12 protein-coding genes are annotated in these 11,416 nt (G+C 62.8%); 7 read left to right on the top strand and 5 right to left on the bottom strand.

Translation table 11 applies throughout. The features are described 5' to 3' along the window. Positions 1–167 precede the first annotated feature (167 nt). A complete protein-coding gene (locus V3H56_RS18855; RefSeq protein WP_123578315.1) occupies positions 168–647 on the top strand; it encodes a nuclear transport factor 2 family protein in 480 nt (159 codons plus the stop codon). Positions 648–654: 7 nt separating this feature from the next. Here the strand turns inward: V3H56_RS18855 and V3H56_RS18850 are convergent, their stop codons facing one another. From V3H56_RS18850 to V3H56_RS18840, 3 genes are all read right to left on the bottom strand, one after another. After that, positions 655–1,470 carry a DUF1206 domain-containing protein gene (locus V3H56_RS18850; protein ID WP_338473752.1) on the bottom strand — a complete coding sequence of 272 codons (816 nt, stop codon included), beginning with the start codon at positions 1,468–1,470 and terminating at the stop codon, positions 655–657. A 193-nt stretch (positions 1,471–1,663) separates the two neighbouring features. Continuing rightward, positions 1,664–2,722, bottom strand: a complete 1,059-nt coding sequence (locus tag V3H56_RS18845) for an alpha/beta hydrolase (RefSeq protein ID WP_123578314.1) — start codon at positions 2,720–2,722, stop codon at positions 1,664–1,666. Between the two features lie 181 nt (positions 2,723–2,903). Beyond that, a complete protein-coding gene (locus tag V3H56_RS18840; RefSeq protein ID WP_042730342.1) occupies positions 2,904–3,836 on the bottom strand; it encodes an AraC family transcriptional regulator in 933 nt (310 codons plus the stop codon). A gap of 567 nt (positions 3,837–4,403) precedes the next feature. Here V3H56_RS18840 and V3H56_RS18835 point away from each other — a divergent pair. From V3H56_RS18835 to V3H56_RS18820, 4 genes are all read left to right on the top strand, one after another. Beyond that, positions 4,404–5,753 (top strand): MFS transporter, encoded by a 1,350-nt coding sequence (locus tag V3H56_RS18835; protein ID WP_042730343.1) that lies wholly within the window; start codon positions 4,404–4,406, stop codon positions 5,751–5,753. A gap of 99 nt (positions 5,754–5,852) precedes the next feature. After that, a complete protein-coding gene (locus V3H56_RS18830; RefSeq protein WP_338473751.1) occupies positions 5,853–6,545 on the top strand; it encodes a fumarylacetoacetate hydrolase family protein in 693 nt (230 codons plus the stop codon). A gap of 41 nt (positions 6,546–6,586) precedes the next feature. Then, positions 6,587–7,345: an SDR family oxidoreductase gene (locus tag V3H56_RS18825; RefSeq protein ID WP_338473750.1), complete on the top strand. Its 759-nt coding sequence runs from the start codon at positions 6,587–6,589 to the stop codon at positions 7,343–7,345. Between the two features lie 92 nt (positions 7,346–7,437). Next, the gene (locus tag V3H56_RS18820) at positions 7,438–8,394 is read left to right on the top strand and encodes a 2-hydroxyacid dehydrogenase (RefSeq protein ID WP_042731619.1); all 957 of its coding nucleotides are present in this window, start codon (positions 7,438–7,440) and stop codon (positions 8,392–8,394) included. 49 nt (positions 8,395–8,443) lie between these two features. Here V3H56_RS18820 and V3H56_RS18815 read toward each other — a convergent pair whose 3' ends face one another. Further along, the gene (locus tag V3H56_RS18815; protein ID WP_212802873.1) at positions 8,444–9,397 is read right to left on the bottom strand and encodes a LysR family transcriptional regulator; all 954 of its coding nucleotides are present in this window, start codon (positions 9,395–9,397) and stop codon (positions 8,444–8,446) included. 133 nt (positions 9,398–9,530) lie between these two features. On the opposite strand from V3H56_RS18815, the gene V3H56_RS18810 reads away from it, so the two are divergent. Then, complete coding sequence (locus V3H56_RS18810) at positions 9,531–10,268, top strand: AzlC family ABC transporter permease (protein WP_338473749.1); 738 nt, start codon at positions 9,531–9,533, stop codon at positions 10,266–10,268. Further along, positions 10,265–10,591 carry an AzlD domain-containing protein gene (locus V3H56_RS18805; protein ID WP_338473748.1) on the top strand — a complete coding sequence of 109 codons (327 nt, stop codon included), beginning with the start codon at positions 10,265–10,267 and terminating at the stop codon, positions 10,589–10,591. The genes V3H56_RS18810 and V3H56_RS18805 overlap by 4 nt, the downstream gene beginning before the upstream one ends. 3 nt (positions 10,592–10,594) lie before the next feature. Here the strand turns inward: V3H56_RS18805 and V3H56_RS18800 are convergent, their stop codons facing one another. Continuing rightward, on the bottom strand, positions 10,595–11,341 hold the full coding sequence (locus V3H56_RS18800) for a transporter substrate-binding domain-containing protein (RefSeq protein WP_212802871.1): 747 nt from the start codon (positions 11,339–11,341) through the stop codon (positions 10,595–10,597). Positions 11,342–11,416 lie beyond the last annotated feature (75 nt).

Below are 11,416 nucleotides of genomic sequence, written 5' to 3'. Positions count from 1 at the left end.
AGGTCGGCAACGTTGTGTCCGGTCTCCAATCGCGCCAGCACTCCTCTCCAGGCAGCATCAGGCAAATTCGCAACAGTATCGAGCTACAGGGTCCCGGCGCATGCCGTTAAGGTTTTCCTGCGACTTCCTATCAACGGCATTGTTGGGAGAACAACATGACCACTCGGATGAGTTCGGCTTTGCGCCCTCTAGCTATCGCACTATCGCTGGCTTTTTCAATGAGCTCAGCCTGGGCGTCGGAAAACGCCAATGCAGATCGGCTGCGCCAGGCATTCACGAACTGGCAGCAAGGCAAAGGCACCGTGTTCGATCTATTGGCGCCCAATGCCACATGGACGGTCGCCGGATCCAGTCCTGTGTCGGGCGTGTACAAGAGCAAGGCCGATTTAATGGAACAAGCCGTACGGCCGATCAGTGCTCGGTTGGCGACGCCTATTTCGCCCACCGTTCAAAGCATTGTTGCCGAAGACGACGTTGTGGTCGTGCTGTGGAGCGGCCAGGCAACCGCACTGGATCGTAAACCCTATAACAACACGTACCTATGGCACATGACATTCACGCAGGGGCAGATCACCGAGGTAAAGGCTTTTCTCGACACGTATGCGCTGAACGATCTTATGCGTCGCGTGGAACCTGCACAGCAATAAGCCAGTGTCAGGTGTCCGGCACTCCAGGCACGTCCATGTTGATCTTGCGCCAGGCGGCTTCGGAAAAGCTGTAGACCGAAAAAGCGATCAAGCCCAAGGCCATCACCATCAGGACTACACCGCCGGCCGGCAGGTTCTGGAGCGCATTGAGGGCCTCTTTCATCCCCGGTGGGTCCATGGCCTCGTAGGCCGAGCCGCTGACCATCAACAACAGGGCGATCTCGATGAAGACCACGCCACGCGCGACCAGGCCGAAGCGCGACACGGGGCGCACATAACGCATGACGTCTTCGTCAACTTCAAAGTACTTTTCGAACGATGCTTTCCAGCCCTTGATGATGTGCGCGATGCCTACACCCAGCGGCACCAGGGCGATCAGGTAAATCAGCAGGTTCGAGTGGTCCCAGGACAGCAGGCGGGCGAGCAGGTCGGGGGTGTGATCACCGCCGGAGCCGCTCGACCGCCTGAGGCCGCTGATGAGCAGGCTCAATGCGAAGAATGCCAGCGCACCGTTGACCAGGCCTCCTGCGAACAAGCCTGCACGAATGACCCAGCCCTTGAGATCGTGGCCGTGGTGGTCGACATCGCGGGTGGCTTGCAACACGCGCCAGCCGGCGAAAGCGAGCAACCCTGCCACCACCAGTCCCACCAGCGCGTGGCCGAAAGGTTGGCTCAGCAACGCTTCCAGGCTCTTGTGACTGTCTTTCGGGTTGCTTGAGTCTTTGGCGGCGAGCAGGGCGAACAGGCCGATGATCAGGTAGATGACGCCACGAGCGGCATAGCCACCGCGGGCCAGTAAAACCAGGCTCTGGTGTGGGGACATGGGTTGCGATTCCGTAGACGTGATACAGGAGCAGACCCATGGTGTTGCGAGGGGTTCGATTGGCGTTGCGGGCGAAACCCCAGCGCCGCTCACCCGGGTCGATGGCGCCCGCTCCCGCAGGGTTGCCCTGGGCTCCAGCGCCGGGTGCCTCAGGCGCTACCCGGCGCTGTTTTCCCCGACGTTCGGCCTGGCCTCACAGATGATCGGCATCGATCACGGCCTTGGCGAAGGCCTGCGGGTCTTCCTGCGGCAGGTTGTGGCCGATGCCGCCGTTGATCAACCGGAACTCGTATTTGCCGGTGAAGCGCTTGGCATAGTCCTCGGGCGCCGGGTGCGGTGCGCCGTTGGCATCGCCCTCCAGGGTGATGGTCGGCACGCTAATGGCCGGCGCCGTGGCCAGTTTCTGCTCCAGTGCCTCGTAGCGGGCTTCACCCTTGACCAGCCCGAGGCGCCAGCGGTAGTTGAAGACGGTGATGTCGACATGGTCGGGGTTTTCCAAGGCCTTGGCGCTGCGGTCGAACGTGGCGTCGTCGAACGTCCACTTCGGCGAAGCGGTTTGCCAGATCAACTTGGCGAAATCGTGGGTGTTCTTCGCATACCCGGCGCGGCCGCGATCGGTGGCGAAATAGAACTGATACCACCATTGCAACTCGGCCTTGGGCGGCAGCGGGTTCTGGCCGGCCGCCTGGTTGCCGATCAGGTAGCCGCTGACCGACACCAGGGCCTTGACCCGTTCCGGCCACAGCGCCGAAACGATGTCCGCCGAGCGTGCGCCCCAATCGTAGCCGCCCAGCACGGCGTGCGGGATCTTCAGTGCATCCATGAAATCGATGACGTCGCTGGCCAGCGCGGCTGGCTGGCCGTTGCGCAGCGTGGTGGCGGACAGGAAATGTGTATCGCCATAGCCTCGGGCATACGGCATCAACACCCGATAGCCCTTGGCGGCCAGCAAGGGAGCGACCTGGTCATAACTGTGGATATCGTAGGGCCAGCCGTGCAGGAGGATCACCACCGGCCCATCCGCCGGACCTGTCTCGGCATACGCCACGTTCAGCAAGCCGGCCTTTACATGCTTCAGCGGGCCGAAGGGCGAGGGTGTTGCCTGGGGAGCGCTCGCTTCGGTCGAGGCGGGCTGCGCCGCGGTTACCGATTGCGCGTTGGCTGCGCCGAAAGCGCCGAACAGGGCGAGCGCCAGAATCGATGAGCCGAGCAGGTGACGCTGGGGTGTGCTGTGCTGCAATGCCTTGTTCATGGTGATGCCTCCGTCGCGTGTCGTGGCCAGGGGTGCTGGTCGAACCCCTTCAAACCGTGGAGGCATTTGAACGCGACGAGGTATCCGGGCTGTGTCGGGCCAGGGGGCTGGGTGAAAGGTTATGTACCGGGAAGCCTGCCTGATACAAAGCGATACATGCACGCAGCCCGCTCGCCGCGGATCAGGTGTTCAACGGCAGCTGCGGCGTGTCCGGATTCAACTGCTGTTTCCTGAACTGTCCCGGCGGCTGCCCGTGGATCTGGCGAAAGCGCCGGGAGAAATAGGCCTCATCGGCAAACCCGCACAGGCGCGCCACCTCGCCCACCGGGCGCGTTCCGTTGAGCAGGTAATTGCGGGCGGCGTGCATCCGTCGCTCAAGCACCAGCTCAGTGAACGTCTTGCCGATTTCCTTGCGCAGCCAGTGGGTCAGGTACGTGGGGGACAGGTAGGTCGCGGCGGCCACCTTGATCAGGTTGAGGTCCGGATCGGCGATGTTCTTGCGCAGGTATTCGGACATGCGGCCCAACGCATCGCGGCGGCTGACTTCAGCGGCATTTTCCTCGGCCAAGCGCTTGAGCGGTTCGGCGTACAGCGCACAGACGCTGCCGATCAGTTGCAACAGCAAACCCTTGAGCATTTCGCGGGTGCCGAACTGGCGGTGTTCATCGAGCACGCGCATCTGCTCGATCAGGCCGCAGACCCGGGCGAAATCCTCGTCGGCCAGGATGAAGTCCAGGTGCTCCTGAAAGCGGAACGGCGACAACTCCGGTGCCAGGAGGATCGAGACTTCCTCCAGGTCCATCGGGTCGCACTGCAGGTGCGGCAACAGGAAGGTCTGGGAAAAATTGATCACCATGAAGTTGCTGTTGGCCGGATGCGGGATCACATGCACGCGGTGGGGCAGGATGAAGGCCAGGGTGTTGCGCGGGAACGGACGCTCGACGTTGCCGATGTGCTGCACCGTATCGCCGCCCAGGTTGATCTGGATCTGGAAATACTCGTGCCGATGGGGGCTGGTTTCAGCGCGCCGGCCTTTTTTGTCACGTATGTAGAAGTCCGTCAGTTCGCTGCGTTGCTGCATGACATAAGTGGGGACTCGGCTCGGTGCTGGCATCTCCTGGGAATCCTCTGCAGGGCATGGCGATGACGGTGATTGTGACGGTGCATCTGGCGAGTTTTCAAGAAGTTATACGATGAGATGCGCAGGGCGGTGATTTTCTGCCCTGCTTGGACGCAAGGCGAGTGTCCAAAACCAGAAAGGCCAGTCTCTTAATATTTTTCTTTATAAAACAGTTGGTTAACTTTGATCGTAAAAGATCATGGAAAAACCGGCGGTTTTGCATTTTCTTGGACAGGGCCCATCGTCAGGGCTTTCTTCGAAAAAAACGATCTAACGCCTCGGTTGATTTTGCAAGGTTGTACGACCACTGTAGGTGCCACGCAACCCGACCTTTATCCAAAAACAATCCAGAGGTGCGCTCATCATGACGTGGTTCCCATCGTTGGCAGATCCTCCTGCCGTTTCCCCCGGCAACCCCTGGCGCCAGGCATCTTCGCCCGCCTGATACAGGCTGTTCGCATTTCCTTATTCCAGTAGCGATTGTGCTGCCCCGACATCGAGGGCAATGGCTTCGGCTGCTCGTAGATATTTCGACGCTTCTAACAATAACGAGGTCCACCCATGTCGAATTCCCACACCTCCCAGACCGCCTCGGCGCCGGTGATCGCCGCCGCCCGGGACGCCGCAGTGCCTGGGCGACTGCCGTCACGGCGGCGCTGGTTCATGCTGTCGTTGCTGTTGATCGCAACCATCATCAACTACATCGACCGGGTCAACATCTCAATCGCCGCGCCTTTCCTGGCCAAGGACCTGGGCCTGGACAAGATCGAGATGGGCCTGATTTTTTCCGCCTTCGCCTGGACCTATGCGCTCGCCCTGGTTCCCGCCGGGTTCATTGCCGATCGCTTCGGCTCACGGTTCACCTACGGGGTGTCGTTGATCAGTTGGTCGACGGTCACCGTGTGCCAGGGCTTTGCCACCGGGTTCGCCTCGTTGTTCGGCTTGCGCCTGGCGGTCGGTGCGATGGAGGCGCCGGCGTTTCCAGCCAACAGCCGGGCCGTCACGGTGTGGTTCCCGGCGCGGGAGCGGGGCATGGCCAGCAGCATCTATGTCTGTGGCCAATACCTGGGCACGGCGTTGTTCACCGGTGCGCTGCTGTGGCTGGCCACCACCTACGACTGGCGGCATGTGTTCTACAGCACCGGCGCCCTCGGCATCGTCTTCGGGGTGGCCTGGTTGTACCTCTATCGCGACCCGATGAACTGCAAGAAAGTCAGCCCGCAGGAACTCAAGTACATCGAAGCCGGCGGTGGGCTGGTCAAGAGCAGCCAGGAGCGTACCCGTTTCAACTGGCGGCAGATTGCCGAGCTGTTCAGCTATCGGCAGGTCTGGGCGATTTGCATTGGCAAGTTCGCCAGCACCTCGGCGCTGTACTTCTTCCTTACCTGGTTCCCGACGTACCTGATCGAAGAACGCCAACTGACCATGATCAAGGCCGGGATCTTCGCCGTGCTGCCGTTCGTGGGCGCGACCGTCGGCATCCTGCTGGCCGGGATCATCTCCGACCTGTTGATCCGTCGCGGCTATTCGCTGTCCTTTGCACGCAAGTTGCCGCTGGTGGTCGGGTCGATGCTGGGCATGTCCATCGTGCTGGTCAATTTCACCGATTCGAACGTGATCTGCATTGCCATCCTGACCGTCGCCTTCTTCGCCCAGGGCATTGCCTCGTCCTCGTGGGCGGCGGTGTCGGAGGTGGCGCCCAAGGAACTGATCGGGCTGACCGGAGGCATCACCAGCCTGGCGGCGAACATCGGCGGCATCGTCACGCCCATCGTGATCGGCGCGATCGTCCACAGCACCGGCTCGTTTGCCCTGGCGTTCTGGTTCATTGGCGGCGTGGCACTGATGGGCACGTTGTCCTATTCGCTGCTGCTCGGCCGCTTGTACCGCATCGAACTGCGGACGCGCTGAGCCAAGAAAACCGTTTTTCTCCAAGACAAGGCGGCATTCCTCCAACTTCGCCACGGATCGTCGCCGTACGCTGACACAACCAAGAGGACTTTTATCAGGATGAACATGCCCGAGTACGTCTTTACCCCGGACTTGCCAGTGACCTTGCCGGTGGTCGGCACTGCGCAACGCTTTCCCGTCGGCCGGGTGTTTTGTGTCGGTCGCAACTACCCGTGGCCCGACACCCAGGGCCAGAACCGCCAGCCGCCGGTGTTCTTCATGAAGCCGGCCAGCAGTGTGGTGGATGCGGTCGGTGAAGTGCCGTACCCGTCGGTGACGGAGGAATTCGTTCACGAAATCGAACTGGTCGTGGCCATCGGCGAAGGTGGCGCGAATATTCCCGAGGACCAGGCGCTGGCCTATGTCTGGGGCTACGCCGTCGGGCTCGACCTGACCCGGCGTGATGTCCAGCGCCGGGCCAAGCGCAACGGCCTGCCCTGGGAAGGCGCCAAGGTATTCGAGGCCGCAGCGCCGATGACCGCCATCGTGCCGGTCTCGCGGGCGGGGCACCCCGAAGGTGAATTGTGGCTCAGCGTGAACGGCCAGGAGCGCCAGCGCGACAGCCTCGACAGCCAGATCTGGTCGGTCAGTGAAGTGATCAGCCGGATCTCGCAGTCGGTGGCGCTGCGGGCCGGCGACCTGATCATGACCGGGAGCCCGGCAGGCGTGGACCTGTTGGAGCCGGGCGATGTCATCAACGCCGGCATCGATGGCCTCGGCCAACTGGAAATGCGCGTCGGCCAGCGGCCTTGAGCCCTGCGCGCGTCAACTGATTCGAGAAAGGAAGGAACACTATGTCCCACCCATTGAAAGTGGCTTTGGTCACCGGTGCCGGTAGCGGAATTGGTCGTGCGGTGGCCCTGGGGCTGTTGGCTGACGGCTACACCCTGGTACTGGCCGGTCGGCGGCCGGAGCCTTTGCAGGCGCTGGTCGAATCGGCGGCGAGCGAGGGGCACCAGGCCCTGGCCGTGCCCACCGACGTGCGTGACCCGGCCAGTGTCGATGCACTGTTCGCCACCATCGCCGAGGTCTACGGACGCCTGGACGTCGTCTTCAACAATGCCGGGGTCAACGCGCCGGCGGTGCCACTGGATGAATTGACGTTCGAGCAATGGCGCAACGTGATCGACACCAACCTCAACGGGGTTTTCCTCTGCGCCCGTGGCGCCTTCGGCCTGATGCGCCGGCAACATCCCCAGGGCGGGCGGATCATCAACAACGGCTCGATTTCGGCCCACACCCCGCGGCCGTTCAGCAGTGCCTACACCGCCAGCAAGCATGCGGTGCTGGGCTTGACCAAATCCCTGGCGCTGGACGGGCGCGAGTACAACATCGCTTGCAGTCAGATCGACATCGGCAACGCCCTCACCGAGATGTCGGTGCGCATGACCAAGGGCGTGCGCCAGGCCAACGGCACCATCGCGGTCGAGCCGATGGTGGACGTCAAGCACGTGGCCGACGCAGTGCGCTACATCGCCGGCCTGCCGTTGTCGGCCAACGTCCTGAACATGACCGTCATGGCCACGGCCATGCCGTTTGCCGGTCGCGGTTGAGCCGTAACGCTGCTCATGAATGGCATCCAGCACGCCGTACGCGAGCAGCAAGGTGCTCGATCGATTTTTTTATTTAGCGACACGAGGTCCACATGAAGCCAGAAGTCTTGCAGCTCAGCCCGATCCTGATCCCTGAAATCAACACCCGGCTCAGCGAGCTGTTCACGGTGCGGCGCTATTTCGAACAGGCCGATAAACCGGCGTATCTGCAGGCGCATGGCGCCAACATCCGCGGGGTCATCACCGGCGGGCACACCGGCATCAGCCGGGCTGTCATGGAGCAACTGCCCAAGTTGGAAGTGGTGGCCGTCAACGGCGTGGGCACCGACGCGGTAGACCTGGCCTACGCCAGGGATCGCGGCATCCGCGTGACCGCCACCATCGGCGCGTTGACCGAGGACGTCGCCGACCTGGCCATGGGCCTGTTGATCGGCGTGTGCCGTGGCCTGTGCACCGGTGACCGCTACGTGCGCTCGGGTCAATGGCCGCAGAGCCCGACGCCCTTGGCCCCGTTGCCACTGGCGCGCCAGGTCTCCGGCATGCGCATCGGCATCGTCGGCATGGGGCGGGTCGGTCGCGCCGTGGCGAGCCGGGCAGCGGCGTTCGGGTGCCCGATCAGCTACACCGATCTACAGCCGATGAGCGACGTGCCCTATACCTTCGTTGCCGATCTCAAGGCTTTGGCGGCCGACAGCGACGCGTTGATCCTGGCGGCCGCCGCCGACAACGCCCACGCCATCATTGACGCACGCGTGCTGCAAGCGTTGGGCAAGGGCGGCTACCTGATCAACGTGGCCCGGGGCAAACTGGTCAACGAGGCCGACCTGGTGGCGGCGCTGGCTGCCGGTGACATCGCCGGTGCCGGGCTGGATGTGTTCGTCGATGAGCCCAACGTGCCCGAGGCGTTGTTCGCCCATGAAAACGTGGTGCTGCAGCCTCATCGGGCCAGCGCGACGCTGCAAACGCGCACGCGCATGGGCGAAATGGTGGTGGCCAGCCTGGTGGACAGTTTTGCCGGGAAGGTGCCGCAGGGCTGTGTGACGGGCTGAATGTCGGGCGACCTCAGGGAGCACAGGCTTCCCGAGGTCGTCACGCACGCTATTGGAACTGATCCACCAGCCACGCCTTCAAGCGTTTGCACGCCGGATCATCCACCTTGTCTTCGTTGATCATCAGGTACTGGATCGACTCCCTGAGCGCCAGCTCTTGCGGGACGGGTCGGACCAGGCGGCCCTGTTGCACCAGGTGCCGGACCAAATGGTCCCAGCCCAGCGCGACGCCCTGGTCATCCAGGGCCATTTGCACCAGCAGGCTGTAGTCGTTGCTGCTGAACGATTGCGGGCTGTCCGACACCGACAGTTGCAGGTCGTGGGATTGGTAGGCGAACCACACGTTCCAGTCGATCAGCTCCGAGAGTTGCGAACGGCCATGGGGGTTGAGGTCCAGCAACGTGTTGCTGCGCAGGCCGGCAAGTGTTCCCAGTTCCGGGTGGGCCTGGAGATAGCGTGGGGTGCACACCGGATAGACGACTTCGTGCAGCAACGGCACCCGCAGGTAGCCGGGGCAGTGGTCGTTGAACTTGGCGATGAACAGGTCCGGGTTGATGCCCGACTCCATGGCCAGGAAATGTTGGGTGGTGATGACCTTCAGGTCGATGTCGGGGTTGGCGCTGAAAAAGTCCTTCAGCCGGTGGGCCAGCCAAAGCGTCGACAATGCGGGGGTACAGCACAGGGTCAGGACGTGCTTGTCGCTTTTCTCCCGGCGGATCCGTTCCGTGGCCTGGAAGATATTGAGCAGCGATAACTGCGCTGCATCGAAGAGCGCGGCGCCCGACGGCGTCAGCTTGAGTTCTCTGCCGTTGCGGATGAGCAACTCGGTGCCCAGGTAGGTTTCCAGGTCACGGATCTGTCGGCTGATGGCCGCCTGGGTGACGCACAACGCCTCGGCCGCACGGGTGAAGTTGCGGTACCGGGCGGCCGCCACGAAGGATCTCATGGCCTTGAACGAAGGCATTTTCATCAGCGCCTGGTCTGGCGGATCGTTTCTGGCCATAACAAAAACTACCTGCTTTCTCGGAAAAAAAGTTGGTTCTGCCGGTCGGTCCCGCATGCCTACACTCTACCTCACGATGCTCAGGGCAACGCCAGTGGCCTGTGTCCGAACGAACCCCGCACGAGGAAACCAGATGCCGTACCGCAGTGGCGCATACGCCTTCATGCAAGGGGCCCGGGCGCTCCTTCCGTTGACGCCGGGCGTCATTCCGTTCGGGTTGGTGACCGGGGTCATGGCGATCGAAATGGGCCTGTCGCCGGGCATGGCCATGGGCATGACGATACTGTTCTACTCCGGCTCTGCCCAGATGGTCGCGCTGCAGTTGCTGCACAACGGCGTGCTGCCCGTGGCGATCGTGGTCACGGCCCTGATCATCAACCTGCGTTTCATCATGTACAGCGCGTCCCTGGCGCCTCACCTGCACCATTTGCCCCGACGCTGGACGTGGCCGCTGTCCTACCTGCTTTCCGATCAGTCCTACGCCCTCTGTACTTTGAAGCTGTCGTCCGGGGAGCTGGGGCCCTTTGCTCATTATTTCTATGCCGGTACCGCGGTGACCATGTGGCTGGTCTGGCAAGTTTCGGTCCTGGCCGGGGTGTACCTGGGCGCGAGCATTCCCCAGGACTGGTCATTGAGCTTTGCCATACCGCTCTCGTTCCTGGCGTTGTTGATTCCCGGCCTGCAAAGCCGCGCCAGTTGGTGCGCGGCGGCGGTGGGCGGGACGCTTGCCGTGCTGGCGATCAAGCTGCCCTATAACCTTGGCCTGGTCACCGCCTCCCTCGGGGGCGTGCTGGCCGGGCTGGTGGTGGAGCGTCTTCAGGCCTCGTCAAACAGCGCGAGTGTCGAGGGCGCCGAAGGAGAAGCCCAATGAGCGACCTGGCCCTGTGGGGGTTGTGCCTGGCGGCCGGCCTGGGCACCTTCGCCATGCGCTTGTCTTTTGTCGAGCTCTATGGCCGCTGGCGCATCCCGCCGCTGATGCGCCGGGCATTGATGTACGTACCGGCCAGCGTCTTGGCGGCCCTGGTGCTGCCTGCCGTGGTGTACCCGACCGGGCAGGCTGAATGGGTGCTTAACAATCCCCAGGTACCGGCGGCGATGGTTGCTGTGTGGGTGGCCTGGCGCTGGCGCAATACGCTGTTGACCCTGGCGGTGGGGATGGCGGCGTTGTGGGGGTTCAAGTTCCTGGTCGGGTGAATATCACTGCCCGACCGGCTGTGTGTAGCGCTGCTTGATACGCGCCAGCTCACCAGATTGGCGCAACTGTTCCAAGGCGGCGGCCCAGGCAGCGACGACCTTGTCCTCGGAGTCGGGGCTGAAGGCGATGTACAGCGATGAGCGGTAGATCTCGACGGGGATCTGTCGCAGCAGGCCGGGAGCGATGGCCAACTGGCGGCTGTAGTAGGCCACCCCGGCATCGGTGTCGCCGACGATGATGGTCGTGCGTCCGGCGAGCAGCATGCGGTAGAGCTGCAGGCTCGACGTCGCACTTTTGTCGAGGTTGCCGAAGCCCATCGATTGCAGCCTGGCGGGCACCGAGCCGGCGTGCCGCGTGGTGATCTGCGGGACGTGCCGCAGTTGTTCGAGGCTGTTCACCGGCGGCGTGCTGCTCAACTGGTAGGGGTGGATGGACTCTTCCACGATCGGCCCGACCCACTTGTACAACGCCTCGCGTTCCGGGGTGCGGAACAGCGAGTACATGATGGTCTTGTCCCGGGTGTTCAGCGCCTGGGTGGCGCGCATGCTGGGCACCATCGACACCTCGAAAGCGTCTCCGGTGCGCGCCATGATGGCCCGGACAATTTCCGTGGTCATGCCGGTAAGCTGGTCGTTTTCCCGATAGTTGTAGGGTGCCCACTCTTCGGTCACGACCTGGTACTGCTCGGCCCGGGCCTGCGTGCCGAGCAACAGACAAAGCAGCACTGCAGTCGGTGCCGAATGTTTCACGTATTCACCTGGGGGCCTTTCGCCGTTGAGGGCGGTTTTGAGAAGGGGGCCAAGATAAGCATAGACGCAAAAAAC

Source organism: Pseudomonas sp. MS646 (genome assembly GCF_036693845.1).
GTDB lineage: Bacteria > Pseudomonadota > Gammaproteobacteria > Pseudomonadales > Pseudomonadaceae > Aquipseudomonas > Aquipseudomonas chlororaphis_E.
This window is presented reverse-complemented; position numbering and strand designations above follow the sequence as displayed.